Origin of the sequence: Sphingomonas sp. SAFR-052 (genome assembly GCF_051965015.1) — a bacterium.
Classification (GTDB): domain Bacteria; phylum Pseudomonadota; class Alphaproteobacteria; order Sphingomonadales; family Sphingomonadaceae; genus Sphingomonas.
This window is the reverse complement of record NZ_JBQCMO010000001.1, coordinates 89,172-105,277: the sequence shown is the minus strand read 5'-3', so window position 1 is coordinate 105,277 and position 16,106 is coordinate 89,172. Positions and strand designations below refer to the sequence as shown.

The 16,106-nt window shown below is 68.0% G+C and carries 16 protein-coding genes; 8 read left to right on the top strand and 8 right to left on the bottom strand.

The window, feature by feature from the left end; all coding sequences use genetic code 11:
- Positions 1-30: 30 nt before the first annotated feature.
- The 4 genes from ACTHQV_RS00490 to ACTHQV_RS00475 all read left to right on the top strand — a co-directional run bounded on the left by ACTHQV_RS00490 (position 31) and on the right by ACTHQV_RS00475 (position 6,671).
- A complete protein-coding gene (locus tag ACTHQV_RS00490) occupies positions 31-1,290 on the top strand; it encodes a TolC family protein (protein ID WP_440487827.1) in 1,260 nt (419 codons plus the stop codon).
- Complete coding sequence (locus ACTHQV_RS00485) at positions 1,290-2,432, top strand: efflux RND transporter periplasmic adaptor subunit (protein ID WP_440487825.1); 1,143 nt, start codon at positions 1,290-1,292, stop codon at positions 2,430-2,432. The genes ACTHQV_RS00490 and ACTHQV_RS00485 overlap by 1 nt, the downstream gene beginning before the upstream one ends.
- Before the next feature lie 3 nt (positions 2,433-2,435).
- Positions 2,436-5,624 (top strand): efflux RND transporter permease subunit, encoded by a 3,189-nt coding sequence (locus ACTHQV_RS00480; protein ID WP_440487824.1) that lies wholly within the window; start codon positions 2,436-2,438, stop codon positions 5,622-5,624.
- Between the two features lie 207 nt (positions 5,625-5,831).
- Positions 5,832-6,671 carry a hypothetical protein gene (locus ACTHQV_RS00475; RefSeq protein ID WP_440487823.1) on the top strand — a complete coding sequence of 280 codons (840 nt, stop codon included), beginning with the start codon at positions 5,832-5,834 and terminating at the stop codon, positions 6,669-6,671.
- A 23-nt stretch (positions 6,672-6,694) separates the two neighbouring features.
- Here the strand turns inward: ACTHQV_RS00475 and nadA are convergent, their stop codons facing one another.
- From nadA to ACTHQV_RS00450, 5 genes are all read right to left on the bottom strand, one after another.
- Positions 6,695-7,690, bottom strand: a complete 996-nt coding sequence (nadA, locus tag ACTHQV_RS00470; RefSeq protein WP_440487822.1) for a quinolinate synthase NadA — start codon at positions 7,688-7,690, stop codon at positions 6,695-6,697.
- A 191-nt stretch (positions 7,691-7,881) separates the two neighbouring features.
- Positions 7,882-8,595: a DUF4230 domain-containing protein gene (locus ACTHQV_RS00465; RefSeq protein WP_440487821.1), complete on the bottom strand. Its 714-nt coding sequence runs from the start codon at positions 8,593-8,595 to the stop codon at positions 7,882-7,884.
- Positions 8,580-9,437: an MBL fold metallo-hydrolase gene (locus tag ACTHQV_RS00460; RefSeq protein WP_440487820.1), complete on the bottom strand. Its 858-nt coding sequence runs from the start codon at positions 9,435-9,437 to the stop codon at positions 8,580-8,582. Before ACTHQV_RS00460 ends, ACTHQV_RS00465 begins: the two co-directional genes overlap by 16 nt.
- A 108-nt stretch (positions 9,438-9,545) precedes the next feature.
- A complete protein-coding gene (locus ACTHQV_RS00455; protein WP_440487819.1) occupies positions 9,546-11,204 on the bottom strand; it encodes a M56 family metallopeptidase in 1,659 nt (552 codons plus the stop codon).
- The gene (locus ACTHQV_RS00450) at positions 11,201-11,569 is read right to left on the bottom strand and encodes a BlaI/MecI/CopY family transcriptional regulator (protein ID WP_440487818.1); all 369 of its coding nucleotides are present in this window, start codon (positions 11,567-11,569) and stop codon (positions 11,201-11,203) included. Before ACTHQV_RS00450 ends, ACTHQV_RS00455 begins: the two co-directional genes overlap by 4 nt.
- A gap of 378 nt (positions 11,570-11,947) precedes the next feature.
- On the opposite strand from ACTHQV_RS00450, the gene ACTHQV_RS00445 reads away from it, so the two are divergent.
- From ACTHQV_RS00445 to aqpZ, 4 genes are all read left to right on the top strand, one after another.
- The gene (locus tag ACTHQV_RS00445; protein ID WP_440487817.1) at positions 11,948-12,292 is read left to right on the top strand and encodes a hypothetical protein; all 345 of its coding nucleotides are present in this window, start codon (positions 11,948-11,950) and stop codon (positions 12,290-12,292) included.
- Positions 12,293-12,316: 24 nt separating this feature from the next.
- Positions 12,317-13,669 carry a mechanosensitive ion channel gene (locus ACTHQV_RS00440; RefSeq protein WP_440487816.1) on the top strand — a complete coding sequence of 451 codons (1,353 nt, stop codon included), beginning with the start codon at positions 12,317-12,319 and terminating at the stop codon, positions 13,667-13,669.
- Entirely contained in the window at positions 13,666-13,950 is a 285-nt protein-coding gene (locus ACTHQV_RS00435) for a CsbD family protein (RefSeq protein WP_440487815.1), read from the top strand. The genes ACTHQV_RS00440 and ACTHQV_RS00435 overlap by 4 nt, the downstream gene beginning before the upstream one ends.
- A gap of 78 nt (positions 13,951-14,028) precedes the next feature.
- Complete coding sequence (gene aqpZ, locus ACTHQV_RS00430) at positions 14,029-14,838, top strand: aquaporin Z (RefSeq protein ID WP_440487813.1); 810 nt, start codon at positions 14,029-14,031, stop codon at positions 14,836-14,838.
- 243 nt (positions 14,839-15,081) lie between these two features.
- On the opposite strand, the gene grxD is transcribed toward aqpZ, so the two are convergent.
- The 3 genes from grxD to ACTHQV_RS00415 are packed head-to-tail and all read right to left on the bottom strand — an operon-like array spanning position 15,082 to position 16,005.
- Complete coding sequence (gene grxD, locus ACTHQV_RS00425; RefSeq protein ID WP_440487812.1) at positions 15,082-15,405, bottom strand: Grx4 family monothiol glutaredoxin; 324 nt, start codon at positions 15,403-15,405, stop codon at positions 15,082-15,084.
- Positions 15,406-15,439: 34 nt separating this feature from the next.
- A complete protein-coding gene (locus ACTHQV_RS00420) occupies positions 15,440-15,682 on the bottom strand; it encodes a BolA/IbaG family iron-sulfur metabolism protein (RefSeq protein WP_440487811.1) in 243 nt (80 codons plus the stop codon).
- Complete coding sequence (locus tag ACTHQV_RS00415) at positions 15,682-16,005, bottom strand: DUF1476 domain-containing protein (protein WP_242116921.1); 324 nt, start codon at positions 16,003-16,005, stop codon at positions 15,682-15,684. Before ACTHQV_RS00415 ends, ACTHQV_RS00420 begins: the two co-directional genes overlap by 1 nt.
- Between the last annotated feature and the right edge of the window lie 101 nt (positions 16,006-16,106).

Here is a 16,106-nt window from a genome sequence, read left to right as displayed (position 1 = left end):
CCTGATGCAGTTCGTCGGGAATTCTCTATCATGCAAATCTGGTTCGCGGTCGCTCTGGCCGCGGCGTCGTGCGCCGGTCCGGCCATGGCGCAAACCGTGCCCGATCCGGGGCCGGTCTACACGCTCGAACAGGCGCTACGCATAGGCGGCGGGTCCGCGCCGGCGATCGATGCCGCCACCGCCGCGATCGACGCCGCCGAACAGGCACAGGCCGTCGCTGCGCTGCGCCCCAATCCGCAGGTGCAGGCGCAGATCGAAAATATCGTCGGATCGGGCGCCTATCAGGGACTGCGCAGCGCCGAGACGACGCTGGGCATCGCCATACCCATTGAACTCGGCGGCAAGCGCGGTGCGCGCGGCGCGGTTGCCGGGGCGCAGCTGTCGCGCACCCGGATCGAAGCGGCGGTGATCGCCGCCGACCTGCGGCTGCAGATCACGCAGCTCTATGTCGGCGCGCTCGCCGCCGACCGCCGCGTCGCGACCGCACGCGAACAGGCGCGCATCGCCACCGAAGCGCTGCGCGTCGCGACGATCCGGGTCGAGGCCGGTCGCGCGTCGCCGCTCGAACGTCAGCGGGCGGAGGTCGCGCGCCTCAATGCCGAGGCCGGCATCGAACGCGCCGAGCGGCTGGCGGCGGCGGCACGCACCAATCTGGCGCGGCGTACCGGGCAGCCGGTCATCGGTGCCCTCGAAGACGGGCTGCTGGATCGCCTGCCCCCCGATGCCCAAGGCCCCGCCGCGCCGGTCACTGCCGACGGCACGCTGGCACTGGCGGCGGCGCAAGTCGATATCGCCGTTGCCGATGCCGGCGTCCGCCTCGCCCGTGCCGCACGCATCCCCGACCTGAATGTCGGGCCGGCGATCCGGCGGCTGGAAGCGACCAACGACACCGCCGCCGTCGTCGCGCTGTCGCTGCCGATCCCCCTGTTCGACCGGGGCCGTGCCGCGATCGCGCAGGCCAGCGCCGAACGCACCCGTGCCGCGGCGCAGGCCCGCGTCACCGCACTCGACGTGGCGCAGGCGATCACCGATGCGCAGGTCCAGGCCGCCAATGCCGCGACCACCGCGCGCACCGCCGCCGGCCCGGCCCTCGCCGCCGCGCAGGAGGCCGCGCGCATCGCCCGCATCGGCTATCGCGAGGGCAAGTTCGGCCAGATCGAATTGCTCGACGTCGAACGTACCCTCGCCGAAACCCGGCTCGCCGCGATCGACGCGCTTGCCGACTATCAGAATGCCCGCGCGCAGTTGGATCGGCTGACCGCCGCTGCGCCGCTTGCGGAGAAACCGTGATGACCCTGCGCACCACCCTCGCGCTCGCCCTGTTGCTGTCCGCCTGCAACGCGGCCGACGCGCCGACCAACGAAACCGCCGAGGCCGAGCATGGCGAGGACCATGGCGGCGAGCATGACGAGGAAGCCGTCACGCTGACCGCCGAACAGATTGCGCTCGCCGGCGTCGAACTCGGCCGCCCGACCAATGACGGCGCAGCGACGATCGATATCCCGGCGATCGTCGAGGGCGATCCGCAGGCGACGCAGGTCGTTTCCGCCGCGATCGGCGGGCGGATCGTCGCGCTCAACCGCAATCTCGGCGAAGGGGTCGCGCGGGGTCAGACCCTCGCCGTCATCGAAAGCCGTGAGGCCGCGCAGATCAAGGGCGAGGTACAGGCCGCCCGCGCCCGCCTCGCGCTCGCCAACACCAATCTCGCCCGCGAGCAGCGACTGTTTTCGCAACAGGTCTCGCCCGAACAGGACCTCGTCGCCGCACGCACCGCCGCGACCGAGGCACGCATCGCGCTCACCCAGGCGCAAAGCATGATGGCCGCGACCGGCGGCGGCGGCGGCAGCCTCAACCGCATCAGCGTGGTTTCGCCCATCGGCGGGCGGATCATCACCCGCCCGGTGGTGCTGGGCCAGACCATCGCTGCGGATGCCGAACTGTTCCGCGTCGCCGACCTGTCACGCGTCGCGCTGACGCTCAGCCTGAAGCCCGAGGATGCCGGCCGCATCGCGCCAGGCAATGTCGTCACCGTCACCGCGCCGGGTCGCGAGACGACCGCGCGCGTCCGCTTCGTCTCGCCCGCGCTCGACGCCGAAACCCGCCTCGTCCCCGCCATCGCCACGCTCGACAATCGCGGTGGCCAGTGGCGGGTCGGCGAGCCGGTAACCGCCGCGATCCGCCTGACCGGCAGCGAAGGCACCGGCGCGATCCGCGTGCCGACCACCGCCGTCCAGACGGTCGAGAACCGGTCGGTCGTGTTCGTCCGCACGCCGACCGGGTTCAGGGCGGTTCCGGTCGAACTCGGCACGGCATCGGGCGGCGCGGTGGTCGTGCACAAGGGGCTGTCGGGCAACGAACAGATCGCCACCACCGGCAGCTTCACGCTCAAGGCCGAACTCGGCAAGGGTGAAGCCACCCATGCGGACCACTGATCGATGATCGCCCGCATCGTATCGTGGTCGGTCGCGCAGCGCTGGCTGGTGCTGTTGCTGACCCTGATCGCCACCGCCATCGGCGCATGGTCGCTCTATCGCCTGCCGATCGACGCCGTGCCCGACATCACCAACAACCAGGTGCAGATCAACGTCCGCGCCCCCGCCCTCTCGCCCGAACTGGTCGAGAAACAGGTCTCGTTCCCGATCGAGACCGCGCTCGCCGGCACGCCCGGCCTCGAATATACCCGCTCGCTCAGCCGCAACGGCTTTGCGCAGATCACCGCCGTCTTCGCTGAATCGACCGACATCTATTTCGCGCGGCAACAGGTCGGCGAACGGTTGCAGGGGGTGCAGGAAAGCCTGCCCCCCGGCGTCACGCCGGAAATGGGACCGATCGCCACCGGTCTGGGCGAAGTCTATATGTACACCGTCCGGCTGCAGCACCGCGCCGACGACGTGCACAAGCCCGGCGAGCCCGGCCAGCAGCCCGATGGCAGCTATATCACGCCCGAGGGCGAACGGCTGGTCAGCGAAGAGGACAAGGCGACCTATCTGCGCACCGCGCAGGACTGGATCGTCACCCCGCTGCTCAAGACCGTGCCGGGGCTGGCCGGGGTCGATTCGATCGGCGGCTATGCCAAGCAGTTCCTCGTCGTCCCCGATATCCAGCGGCTGGCGGCGCTCAACCTGACGCTGACCGAACTCGGCACCGCGCTGGAACGCAACAACAGCAGCGTCGGCGGCGGCTTCGTCGATCGCAGTGGCGAGGGGCTGGCGGTGCGCTCCGACGCGCTGGTGCGCAGCGCCGCCGATTTGTCGCGCATGGTCATCGCCACTCGCGAAGGCGTGCCGATCACGCTCGATCAGGTCGCGACCGTGCGCACCGGTCAGGCGGTGCGGATGGGGTCGGCCTCCGAAAACGGCACCGAAGTCGTTGTCGGCACCGCGATCATGCGCATCGGCGAGAACAGTCGGACCGTTGCGACGGCGGTCGCCGACAAGCTCCAGTCGATCAACGCCTCGCTGCCGCCCGACGTGGTGGTGCAGCCGGTGCTTGACCGGACCGCGCTGGTCAACGCGACCATCGCCACCGTCGCCAAGAACCTGTCTGAAGGCGCAGTACTGGTCATCGTCGTGCTGTTCCTGCTGCTCGGCAATTTTCGCGCGGCGGTGATCGCGGCGCTGATCATCCCGATCACGATGCTGCTGACCGGTTTCGGCATGTTGCATGCCGGGGTGTCGGCCAATCTAATGAGTCTGGGCGCGCTCGATTTCGGGCTGATCGTCGACGGTGCGGTCATCATCGTCGAGAACGCGATGCGCCGCCTTGCCGACCGGCAACATGGCGAAGGACGATTGCTGACCACCGACGAACGCCTCGAAACCGTTACGGCGGCGGCGCGCGAGATGATCCGGCCCTCGGTCTATGGACAGGCGATCATCATCCTCGTCTACGTTCCCTTGCTCACCCTGTCGGGGGTCGAGGGGCGGACCTTCGTGCCGATGGCACTGACCGTCATCATCGCGCTCGCCTTCGCCTTCGTCCTGTCGCTGACCTTCGTCCCCGCCATGATCGCGCTCCTGCTGTCGCGGCGGATTGAGGAGAAGGACGGGCGGATCGTGTCGTGGCTGAAACGCCGCTACGAACCCGGCCTTGACCGCGCCATGAAACGCCCGTCGCTGACCATCGGCGCGGGCATCGCCAGCCTGATCGTCGCGCTGCTCGCCTTTGCTGGGCTCGGACAAGTGTTCCTGCCGCAACTCGACGAAGGCGACCTGCTGATCCAGGCGCTGCGCATCCCAGCTACCTCGGTCCAGCAGAGCCAGGCGATGCAGGTCCCGATCGAACGCCTCATGTCGCGCCAACCCGAGGTGCGCTTCGTCTATTCGAAGACCGGCACCGCCGAACTGGCGTCGGACCCGATGCCGCCCAACGCCACCGATATGTTCGTCATCCTCAAACCCCGGTCCGAATGGCCGAACCCGCGCCTGCCCAAGGCGGAACTGGTCGAGCGGATCGAGCACGACCTCTCGAAGATTCCCGGCAACGCCTATGAGATCACCCAGCCCATCCAGATGCGCTTCAACGAACTGATCGCGGGCGTGCGCGGCGATATCGCGGTGAAGGTCTTCGGCGACGATTTCGACGCGATGAACCGTACCGCCGAACAGATCGCCGCCGTACTGCGTCAGACCAGGGGCGCGGCGGACGTGAAGGTCGAACAGACGACCGGCCTGCCGATGCTCGACATCCGCGTCGATCGCATGGCGATGGCGCAGCGCGGCGTCACCGCACAGGACGTGCAGGACGTCATCACCGCCACCATCGGAGGGCGACCCTCGGGCGTGATCTTCGAAGGCGACCGGCGGGTACCGATCGTCATCCGCCTGTCCGACACCCAGCGCGCCGACCTGCAACTGCTGCAACGCGTGCCGGTGCCGATCGCGGGCGGGGGCAGCGTACCGCTCTCCAGCGTCGCCGAGATCCGCGTCGTCGACGGCCCGAACCAGATCAGCCGCGAAAACGGCAAGCGCCGCGTCGTGGTGCAGGCCAATGTCCGCGGGCGCGATGTCGCCTCGGTCGTCGGCGATGCACAGGCAGCAATCGCGGCGAAGGTCCGCCTGCCCTCGGGCAGCTATCTGGTCTGGGGCGGGCAGTTCGAGAACCTCGCCTCCGCCACCGCCCGGCTGAAGCTGGTCGTACCGGCCTGTTTCGTGCTGATCCTGTTGCTGCTCTACGGCGCGCTCCGATCGGTGCGCGATGCGGCGATCGTGTTTACCGGCGTGCCGTTCGCGATGGTCGGCGGGGTGTTGCTGCTCTACGCGCGCGGCATCGACTTTTCGGTGTCGGCAGCGGTCGGCTTCATCGCGCTGTCGGGGATCGCAGTGCTCAACGGGCTGGTCATGGTCAGCTCGATCCAGCAACTGGTCGCCGGTCGCATGGCGCGGGCGGAAGCGGCGCGGACCGGGGCGATGCTACGCCTACGCCCCGTCGCGATGACCGCGTTGGTCGCCAGCCTCGGCTTCGTGCCGATGGCGCTGGGGTCGGGTGCGGGGGCGGAGGTGCAGAAGCCGCTGGCGACGGTCGTCATCGGCGGGCTGCTCTCCGCCACACTGTTGACGCTGTTCGTGCTGCCGACGCTCTACGCCCGCTTCGGCGAGCGATCGGCAGGGCGCCGCGGACCTTAAGTCTGATCCGGCAAAGCCGGATCAGGGCGGCGCCGGCCCACTCCCCCACCCGACCACCCACAGCGTATCCTGAATGGGTGATCGGGTGGGGGAGCGGGCCGGTGCCGCTTCCACGCGAGTGGATCAGGTCCTAAAATCGTCCTGTTTTGGGAACTTATCCGCAAGTAGCACTTGGCAACTTAATTTGCGGTTGCGAGTTTGCACGCCATGACGACGGCTTCCCCCGATAGCGCCGACGTAGTTTCGACGTCGCGCGCGCTTCCGCTGGTCTGCGCCGTGGCGCAAATCCTGACTCCGTTCCTGCCGATGATCGGCTTCGGGCGCACCATCGGTGCGCAGTCGAATGCCGTCCGGACGCTGGTTACCCCGGCGGGATGGGCGTTCGCGATCTGGGGCGCGCTCTATACCGGGGCGCTGGTGTTCGCGATCTATCAGGCATTACCGTCGCAGCGCGACAATCCGCTGCTCGCCCGGCTGCGCGGCCCCGCCGCCGGGGCATTCTTCGGTAATGCGCTTTGGGCGGCCTATACCCAGGTCGCGGGGCTGGGCGTGCCGTCGGTCGCGATCATCCTGTTCACGCTGCTGTGCCTGCTCAAAAGCTACCGCATCCTGTCGACCTCGCCGATGGGCTTCACCACCGGTGAGCGCTGGTGTGCGGTCCTGCCGCTGACCGCATTGGCGAGCTGGCTGACCGTCGCCTCGATCGTCAACATCGCCGCGACGCTGCGTGCGCACGGCGTGTATTTCGGCGGGGAGACGCCCGTCGTCGCCGCGGCGATCGTGGTGCTGGGCGGGGTGATCGCCGCGGCGGCGCTGGTCGCCGGACGCGGTTGCCCGCCTTATGCACTGGTGTTCTTCTGGGCATTATCGGCGATCTGGGCGTCAGGCGGGCAGCGTTCCGCGCTGGTCGCGATCGGCGTGGTCGTCGCCGCGCTGCTGGTGCTCCTCGGTACGATCACCGGGCTGCGCCGGGGCGGGCTTGCCCACTGGCTGGGGCAGCGCCCGCTGCCCATGCGCGACGACCTGCCAACACGGGCTCGGGCGTAACCCCGCGCCCGCGCACTACAGGCTTACCCCGCCCGCAACGGTCCCAGGTCGCCCAGCCCCACCGTACCGCTCGCCATCGCCAGCATCCGGTCGAGCGACACCTTGGCCCGCTGGCGCAACCCTTCCTCGATCTCGATCCGCGGCGACAGGTCGCGCAGCGCAATGTACAGCTTTTCGAGCGTGTTAAGCGCCATGTACGGGCAGATATTGCAGTTGCAGTTCCCGTCCGCCCCCGGCGCGCCGATGAACGTCTTTTCCGGGACCGCCTTTTCCATCTGGTGGATGATATGCGGTTCGGTCGCGACGATCAGCGTGTCGCCGGCCATCGCTTTGGCATAATCGAGGATCCCGCTGGTCGACCCGACATAATCGGCATGGTCGAGGATGATCGCCGGGCATTCGGGGTGCGCCGCAACCGGCGCGCCGGGATGCTGCGCCTTCAGCTTCAGCAACTCGGTTTCGCTGAACGCCTCGTGCACGATGCACACCCCCGGCCACAACAACATGTCGCGCCCGGTCTTGCGCATCAGATACCCGCCCAGATTGCGGTCGGGGCCGAAGATGACCTTCTGATCGGCGGGCAGCTGCGCCAGGATCTTTTCGGCCGACGACGACGTCACGATGATGTCGGACAGCGCCTTCACCTCGGTCGAACAGTTGATGTAGGTGAGCGCGATATGGTCGGGATGCTGCGCGCGGAACGCCGCGAACTGTTCGGGCGGGCAGCTATCCTCCAGCGAACAGCCGGCGTCCATGTCGGGCAGGATCACCGTCTTGTCGGGCGACAGGATCTTCGCCGTCTCCGCCATGAAGCGCACGCCGCAAAACGCGATGACATCGGCATCGGTCGCCGCCGCCTTCCGACTGAGGTCGAGGCTGTCGCCGACGAAATCGGCAAGGTCCTGGATCTCGGGCTTCTGGTAATAATGGCCGAGGATGACGGCGTTGCGCTCACCGCGCAGCCGGTCGATCTCGGCCAGCAAATCAGTGCCGGTGGGCAATTCGGTGCGCGCGTTCATCATCGTCTCCTACGGCAACCCGTTCGGATCACCAAACCATCCGTTCGCCCTGAGTAGCCGTTGAGCCTGTCGAAACGGCGTATCGAAGGGCTGCCAAGCGTACTTCGATACGGGTCTTCGACTTCGCTCAGCCCCTACTCAGCACGAACGGGTTTCTGCAAACCGCCCCCTAGCGGGCCGCCCGCCCCTTGTCACCGCCGATTGCCGAGCACCTCGGCGGGCGGCGTCGAAACGTCCCAGCGCTCACCATCGCGGCGCCCCCGCTCGGCCGGAAAGGTCACGACGACCCGCACATCCCCCTCACCTGCCGCGGCCAGCGGGGCCGCAAGCAGCCGCGCCAGCCCGGCGCGTGCCATTTCACGCGCCTGCGCCAGCCGTTCGGGACTGTGCGCCTCCCGCTCGGCCCGCGCCTGTGCCACGGCCGATACGCGCTGCGACAACGCCGCCGCCGCCTCGCGCGTGACATAGACGCCATTGGTCTGCACCAGCGTGCGCGCCGCCTCATCGATATTCGGCCGGGCCACCGTCACGTCGGGCGCATCGACCACCAAGGTCCGCGTATCCGCTGACCAGCTCAGCTGCCCCTCGCCGATACCGCCGACATCGACAAAATAGTCGACCGAATAGGGCATCTTGACCACCTGATCCGACCGCAGCCAGCCGAAGCCGCGCACGTCGCTGGCCGTCGCCTGCAATGTGCCCGACAGCGATGCGACCTTCAGCGCGCTCGCGCCGGATAGCCGCGCGGTGATGATCCGCGTCACCGCCTGTCCGCTGTCGGGCTCCGTGGTGACGGTGTACCTTTCCTCATAGCGCTGCCACAGCAGCCATCCGCCAGCGAGCGCCAGTAGCACGACCACCGCCGCCGCCAGCCGCACCGCCTGCGGCCTTACCCGCGATGCCATGTGTCCGCCTCCTGCCGCACGATCCCGCGCCGTTCCATGTCGATCAGATGCGCCAGCACCGATCGCCGCGCCGCGCCCACCAGCCCCGCTGCCAGCCCGACATACATGGCCGAGACCATCGCCGGCACGTCATGCACGCCACGTTCGATGGCGCGCGCAATCTGCCCCTCACGCTGCTTGCGATGACCGAGCATGCTGCGCACCAGTCGCTGCGGGTTTTCGACTGTATCGCCATGTGCCGGGTAATAGACCCGGTCGTCGCGATCGAGCAGCTTGGACAGGCTGGCCATGTAATCGCCCATGTCGCCATCGGGCGGCGACACGATCGTCGTCGACCAGCCCATGACATGGTCGCCGCTGAACAGCGCGCCGCTCTCGGGCAGTGCGAAGGCCAGATGGTTCGACGTGTGGCCCGGCGTCGCCACCGCGACCAGCGTCCAGCCATCGCCCGCCACCGCTTCGCCATCGGCCAGCACCCGGTCGGGCCGGTAATCAACGTCAAACGCCGCGTCCGATCGCGGCCCTTCGTCATCCATCGTCAGCGGCGCACAACCGATGATCGCGGCCCCGGTCCGCTCCGCCAGCGGTGCCGCGCCCGGACTGTGGTCGCGGTGGGTATGGGTGCACAGGATCGCCGCGACCTCGCGCTCGGCGACCGCGGCGAGGATCGCATCCAGATGCACGTCGTCGACCGGCCCCGGATCGATCACCGCCACCGCGCCCTTGCCCCCGACAACGAAGCTCTGCGTACCGCTATGGGTGTAGGGGGAGGCATTGCGCGCCAGCACGCGGGTCACCAGCGGTTCGAGCGGCTGGGCGATGCCGGTTGGATAGTCTGCCATCGGGACGGGAGATGGCCGCTGGCGGCGTCGGATACAAGCGGACCGGCCGGCACGAAGCCGACCGGCCCTGCCACGGACGAACGGGGCAGAACGTCCGTGGATCCCGGATCAGTCCTCGCTATCGAGCTCGGCCTCAAGTTCGCGAATGCTTTCGTCGATGCCGGCAAGGGCGCTGCGACGACCCGCTTCGGGCATGTCCTTATTGGCTGCGATCGATGCGCGGGTGGAGCGCAGGCTGGCGATCGCAGTCTGCATCCCCTGGCGGGCATAGATGCGGCCCTGTGCCGCCTGCGCTTCGCCGCGTGCTGCCGCCGCCTCGCTGCGCGCCGCTGCCGCCGCCCCCAGCGCTGCCAGCCGGGCGCCGTCATGGGCGCGGGCGGCGGCCTGCCGGGTGATGATGCGGATACGGTCGGAACAGATGGTCGTGACCTGCTTGCCGCCGTCGTTGCGAGTGATGCTGGTCTGGCTGCCCGGACCGCAATTGCCGCTGACGACATTCACCTCGGGAACGTTACTGACGCTCTGCCCGATCAGCTTGCCCTCGCCATCGTAGCGCTGGACGACGATCTTGCGGACCTTCCCGTCGCCCGGTGCGGCCAGCTTTGCCGTCAAGCCGGGCATCGGCGGCATCACGACGGTAACGGGCATCGGCACTTTCGGCGCGGTCGCCGGCACCGCCGGTTGCGGCAACGGTGCGGGCTTGGCCGGTTCGGCCGGCACCACGGGCAGCGTCGCCGCCTGGGCCGGCACGATCGCCGCGACCGGCGCCAGCACCGCCGCCGCCTTCGCCTCGACCGATGCGATCTCGACGCCCGTCGCATCCTCGACCTTGCCGCGCAGCGTCTCGGCCGCCTGCGTCCCCGACGCGGTGATCCCCAGGCCCAGCACGGCCAGCGCCAGCGTCGCGCCCCCGGCGACGCGCTTCGTCATGGGCGACATCACCCGGTGCTTGGACAACATGATAAGCCTCCCTTTGAGTTCATGGACGCCGTGCAGGTGGCAGGCGGCCGACAGCCCCTGTCCATGCGCAGACTTGACGATGGCGGTGGCATAGGCGTGGCGGACGCCGGGCGTGGCGCGGGCCAGCACCATCGCATCGCACGCCATCTCCTGATCGGCGCGGAACGCCCGGAACGCGCGCCATGCGACCGGATTGAACCAGTGGCAGCCGAGCACGACCAGCGCGAACCAGTTAGCAAGCAGGTCGCCGCGTGCATGGTGACCCAGTTCATGCGCCAGCGCCAAAGCCTGTTCGCGCTCGTCATAGCGTTCGCGGAAATCGACCGGCATCGCGACGTAGCGACGCACCACGCCAAAGGCGAGCGGCCCGGCGGCATGGCGCGATTCGATCATCTTGACGTGCCCGCCCGCCAGACCCTTCGCCCGCCCCGACGCCAGCACCTTTGCACAAAAGCGCTGATGCTGGACGATATGCCACGTCACGAACGCGACCGCGCCCAGCAGCCACAGCGCCATCACCGCCAGCGGGACGTCGGCCATGCCCCACCCCTGCGGCAGCGCCGGCACTTCGGCGACCGGCACGCCCAGCATGATGACGCCCGGTTCGGTCGCGGCACCGATCGGCGCGATGTCGACCGGGCGCCATGCATCGGGAATGGGCGGCAGGATCATGCGCAGCGCCGGCAGCGCCCATAGCGCATAGGCCGCCTGCGGACCGAACCGCCTTGCGACGGGGCCGCGCAACATCAGCACCAGCAGCATCAGCAGCGTCGCCGCCGCGATCGTCTCTACCGCCCATCCGATCATTGTTTCAGCGCCTTTAACAGAGCCTCGATCTCGTCGATTTCACGCGCGCTCAACTGGTCGCGTTCGGCCAGATGCGCGACCAGCGGGGTCAGGCTGCCACCGAACAGACGATCGATGAACTTCTGCGATTCCCCGGCGACATATTCCTCGCGCGCGACCAGCGGGCGATAGCGGTAGCGCCGCCCATCCTCCTCCGCGCCGATCACTTCCTTGGCGAGCAGCCGGCCGAGCAGCGTCTTGACGGTATTCGCGCTCCAGTCGCGCGTCGGGGCGACGCGTTCGACCACCTCCTGCGCGGTGAGCGGGTTCTTGTCCCAGAGCACTTCCATCACGGCATGCTCGGCATCGCTGATTCGTTCGGCCATGGACGATGACTACACCCGTGGTCGTTACGTTTACAAGTGTAATTTACATCACGCATCCAACCTGTCGGGACGGCTTACACATCGCACGGTTGGTGAACGCCGGTTAACTGCGATCCCCCGCCAAAACCCGCACTTTCCGGAACTGGCACGCGCCCTGCATTGTCGAGGATACCCGATGCGTTCGCGCTTCAATTCGGGCGGACCGGCACCCCCGCCGGTCCGCCCACCCGGGTCCCCCCACACCAATAGCCACCCCGCCGGCCCGATAAACGGCAGGTTTGCGCCGCTTTTGGCAAAGTACTTGGTAGGTTGGTGCATATATACCTAGGATATTTCCAGGTTCCGCATGGTTAATCCCGTCTAAATAGGGGAAATATCATGCGGATCGGAAGCATTGTCGTGGCCACCACGGCGATGGGATTTGCGCTGTCGGGTTGTATCAACCCTTCGGCAAAGATCGCATCGTCGCTCGAAGGCTATGGATTTCAGCCTACCCAGTCGCAATGCGTTGGCGACCGGCTGGAGGCCAATCTGTCCTTGGGCCAGTTGCAGCAACTCGGGCGCGCCGCACGTGCCGCGCGCGAAGGCGACACCAGCCCCGGCCGGTTGACCGTCGGCGATTTCGTCCGCGCGGCAAGCGCGGTCAAGGATCCGAAGGTCCCACTGGAGGTCGCGCGCGCCGCTGCCGGCTGCGGCATCCTCACCAATCCGCCGGCGCTCTGACGCCCTTCAGCACAGGAAATCGTCATGAACGACGTCACATATGCGGGCGGCACCGTCGTGTCGCACGGCCGCGAATTCGGTTCGCAACTGCTCTTCTACGTCGAACAATGGGGCCCGCGCATCCTTGCCGCGCTCATCATCCTCGGCATCGGCTGGCTGATCGCACGCGGGATCAAATGGGGGGTCGCCAAGCTGGTGAACCGCACCCCGCTCGCGCGTCATGCCAATGAACCCGGCTATGGCGAACGCCATCCCGACAGCATCGGTGCGCAGGTCGGCGACGCTGCCTATTGGGTCGTGCTGCTGATCGCGCTGTTCCTCGCCGTGCAGCCGCTGGGCCTGACCGGCGCGACCGGCCCGCTCGGCGACATGCTCCGCGGCTTCGGACAGGCGGTGCCGCACATCATCGGCGCCAGCCTGATCTTCTTTCTCGGCTATGTCCTGGCGAAGGTCGCGCGCAAGGCAGTGGAGGCGGTCGTCACCGCCAGCCATGTCGAACGGCTGTCGTCACGCCTCGGCGATACGGCGCCCGCCGATCCGGCGATGCTCGCCCGCACGCTCGGCGCGATCGTGTTCGCGCTCATCATCATCCCGGTCGCGATCGCCGCACTCGACACGCTGAACATTGCCGCGATCTCGCAGCCGGCGACCGCGATGCTGCGCATCATCCTCGACGCGATCCCGCACGTCATCGCCGCCGCGCTGATCCTCGCCGTCGCCTATGCGATCGGCAAGTTCGCCGCGCGGCTGCTGACCCAGTTCCTCGGCACCACCGGCTTCGACCGTGCGATCGGCGCGACCGGCCTGTGGCAGCAGGCGACCAGCGACGCCGCTGGCACCACCGCCGGCTTCCGCCCGTCGAAGCTGGTCGGCAACGGCGTCTTTATCGCCGTGCTGATCTTCGGGCTGATGGAGGCGTTCCGCCAACTCAGCTTCGACTATGGCTCGCAGATCATGGCCGAAGTGCTGACGCTGTTCGGACAGGTCGTGTTCGGGTCGGTCATCATCTTCGCTGCGGTCGTCATCGCCCGGCTGATCGCGCATGCGATCGAACGCAGCGGCGACGGTGGTGCGCGTGCCGCCGCCCCGGTCGTGCGGGTCGCGATCATCGTGCTGGGCGCCGCGATCGGCCTGCGCTTCATGGGTCTGGCCGATGACATCATCAACATGGCGTTCGGCCTGTTGTTCGGTGCGGTCGCGGTCGCCTTCGCCCTCGCCTTCGGTCTCGGCGGACGCGAACCCGCCCGGCGCGCCGTCGCCCGGCTGCTCGACCGCGATGAGAAGGCACCGCGCGACACCGTGCGCCCTACCGATCCGGCGGCGGCCGACGAACGCCCGGACTATTCCAACCTCTTCAAGCAAGGAGACGACATATGAACACCGATACCCTGACCGGAACCGCAACCGACCTCGGCGGCAAGCTGAAGGAAGGCATCGGCGCCGCTACCGGCGACAAGACGCTGCAGAGCGAAGGCAAGGCCGATCAGCTCGGCGGCAAGGTGCAGCAGACCTATGGCGAGGCGAAGGACGCGGTCGAAGAGACGATCCGCCCGGTCATCGACTATGTCCGCCAGTTCGTCCGCGAACGCCCGTTCGCCTCGGCGGCCCTTGGCGGCGTGCTCGGCATCGCGCTCATCAACACGCTGCGCGGCAAATAACCGCGGGCCGGCGGGGTGTCGCACCGGCACCCCGTACCCTGGCCGTCATCGCAACGATCGCAACGAAGGGCATCTGCCATGGCCGACCCTATCGGCATCCGTCCCCGTCCCATCGCCACCGCCCGCCGGCTGGCCGCCGAAACCTTCGGCACCTTCTGGCTGGTGGTCGGCGGCTGCGGCGCCGCCGTCCTTGCCGCGGGGGCGAGCGTCCCCGGATCGATCGGACTGCTCGGCGTCTCGCTTGCCTTTGGCCTGACCGTGTTCACCATGGCCTTTGCGGTCGGTTTTATATCCGGCGGCCATTTCAATCCGGCGGTCAGCGTCGGCCTCGCCGTCGCCGGGCGCTTCCCCGCGCGTGACCTGCCGCTCTACATCGTCGCGCAGCTGATCGGCGCCACGCTCGGCGCCGCCGTGATCGCGCTGATCGCGGCCGGGCAACCGGGCTTCGATCTCGTGGGAAGCGGTTTTGCCGCCAATGGCTATGGCGCACATTCGCCGGGGAATTACAGCGTGACCAGCGCCTTCGTGATCGAGGCGTTGCTGACCGCGGGCTTCCTGCTGGTGATCATCGGCGCGACCGACGCGCGCTCGCCCGCGCCCTTCGCCCCGCTGGCGATCGGCCTCGCGCTCACGCTCATCCACCTGATCTCGATTCCAGTGACCAACACCTCGGTCAATCCGGCGCGCAGCACCGGTCCGGCGCTGTTCGTCGGTGGCTGGGCGCTGTCGCAGCTATGGCTGTTCTGGCTCGCACCGCTGGCCGGGGCTGTCGTCGCCGGACTTGCCGGACGCTGGCTCTTCGCCCACCAGTCGCGCGACCAGTCGCCGGGTCCGATCGGCGACATGCCGATCGAACGCATGGTCGAACGCGACCGCGCCGGACTGTAAAGCGGACCGACACGAGAAGGCCCGGCCGCATCGCCTGCGGCCGGGCCTGTCTTTCGTTTGGGTCACCTGAGCGAAGTCGAGGCAACTGCGAAAATCGTCTGCCTACCCCATACCCGCCCGTACCCCCGCGCCGGCGGGGGCCCAGGGTTACAGGCGCAAACCGTCGTCCTGCTTGGCCCTAGGGCCCCGCCTCCGCGGGGGCACGATGCGGTTCGGGCACAATGCAGGCTTTCGACCGCCGCCTTACGCCGCCTTATCGCCACCCAACAATTCAGCCAGCTCGCCGCTTTCGTACATCTCCATCATGATGTCCGATCCGCCGACGAACTCGCCATTGACGTACAGCTGCGGGATAGTCGGCCAGTCCGAATAGGCCTTGATGCCCTGGCGGATGCCCTGATCCTGCAGCACGTCGACGCTTTCGAACTGGGTGTTCAGGTGGTTCAGGATCGCCACCGCCCGGCTCGAAAAGCCGCATTGCGGGAACAACGGGCTGCCCTTCATGAACAGCACCACCGGGTTGTTCTTCACCACCGCGTCGATGCGGGCATGGGTATCGTCGGTCATCGTCATATCCTTGATCGTTCGCCCAGCGGGCGGTTCATGCCTGTGGAGTGGGGACGCCGGTCGTCAGTTGCAATGCGTGAAGCTCGCCGCCCATCCGTCCGCCGAGCGCCGCATAGACCGCGCGCTGCTGCGCGATGCGGGGTTTGCCGCGGAAACTCTCCGCCACCACTCGCGCGGCATAATGATCGCCATCGCCCGCCAGATCGGTGATCTCGACCACCGCATCGGGGATCGCAGCGACGATCAGCGCCTCGATCGCCTGTGCCTCCATCGGCATTACAGGCTGCCCAGCAGCTGGCGGCGCGCCTCGACCTCGCAATCGGCCAGCGCCTGACGGACATCGGCCTCGCTGCAATCAACGCCGGCGGCGGCCAGATCGGACAGCAGCTTGCGGATCACGTCCTCGTCGCCGACTTCCTCGAAATCGGCCTGCACCACCGACGTGGCATAGGCATCGGTTTCGGCGGGGGTGAGTTCCATGCGTTCGGCGGCCCAATGGCCCAGCAGCTTGTTGCGCCGCGCGGTCACGCGGAACGCCATTTCCCCGTCACGGGCGAATTTGGCTTCGAAAGCGCGCTCCCGGTCGTCGAACGTCGTCATGGCAATCCCCTAATGGTCCCTCCCTCGCGAGATAGGGCGAGCGCGGGTTCCGCGCAACGGCGACGCGTTTCGGCCTGGGAGGAACAGGGTTCACGCGAAGG

Excerpts from the sequence above, each read along its gene's own strand:
- ACTHQV_RS00450 (WP_440487818.1), bottom strand. The coding sequence starts at position 11,569 with ATGGCCGAACGAATCAGCGATGCCGAGCATGCCGTGATGGAAGTGCTC.
- ACTHQV_RS00440 (WP_440487816.1), top strand. The coding sequence starts at position 12,317 with ATGAACGACGTCACATATGCGGGCGGCACCGTCGTGTCGCACGGCCGC.
- ACTHQV_RS00460 (WP_440487820.1), bottom strand. The coding sequence starts at position 9,437 with ATGGCAGACTATCCAACCGGCATCGCCCAGCCGCTCGAACCGCTGGTG.
- ACTHQV_RS00485 (WP_440487825.1), top strand. The coding sequence starts at position 1,290 with ATGACCCTGCGCACCACCCTCGCGCTCGCCCTGTTGCTGTCCGCCTGC.
- ACTHQV_RS00465 (WP_440487821.1), bottom strand. The coding sequence starts at position 8,595 with ATGGCATCGCGGGTAAGGCCGCAGGCGGTGCGGCTGGCGGCGGCGGTG.
- ACTHQV_RS00480 (WP_440487824.1), top strand. The coding sequence starts at position 2,436 with ATGATCGCCCGCATCGTATCGTGGTCGGTCGCGCAGCGCTGGCTGGTG.
- grxD (WP_440487812.1), bottom strand. The coding sequence starts at position 15,405 with ATGACCGACGATACCCATGCCCGCATCGACGCGGTGGTGAAGAACAAC.
- ACTHQV_RS00455 (WP_440487819.1), bottom strand. The coding sequence starts at position 11,204 with ATGATCGGATGGGCGGTAGAGACGATCGCGGCGGCGACGCTGCTGATG.
- ACTHQV_RS00475 (WP_440487823.1), top strand. The coding sequence starts at position 5,832 with ATGACGACGGCTTCCCCCGATAGCGCCGACGTAGTTTCGACGTCGCGC.
- nadA (WP_440487822.1), bottom strand. The coding sequence starts at position 7,690 with ATGAACGCGCGCACCGAATTGCCCACCGGCACTGATTTGCTGGCCGAG.
- ACTHQV_RS00490 (WP_440487827.1), top strand. The coding sequence starts at position 31 with ATGCAAATCTGGTTCGCGGTCGCTCTGGCCGCGGCGTCGTGCGCCGGT.
- ACTHQV_RS00420 (WP_440487811.1), bottom strand. The coding sequence starts at position 15,682 with ATGCCGATGGAGGCACAGGCGATCGAGGCGCTGATCGTCGCTGCGATC.
- aqpZ (WP_440487813.1), top strand. The coding sequence starts at position 14,029 with ATGGCCGACCCTATCGGCATCCGTCCCCGTCCCATCGCCACCGCCCGC.
- ACTHQV_RS00435 (WP_440487815.1), top strand. The coding sequence starts at position 13,666 with ATGAACACCGATACCCTGACCGGAACCGCAACCGACCTCGGCGGCAAG.
- ACTHQV_RS00445 (WP_440487817.1), top strand. The coding sequence starts at position 11,948 with ATGCGGATCGGAAGCATTGTCGTGGCCACCACGGCGATGGGATTTGCG.
- ACTHQV_RS00415 (WP_242116921.1), bottom strand. The coding sequence starts at position 16,005 with ATGACGACGTTCGACGACCGGGAGCGCGCTTTCGAAGCCAAATTCGCC.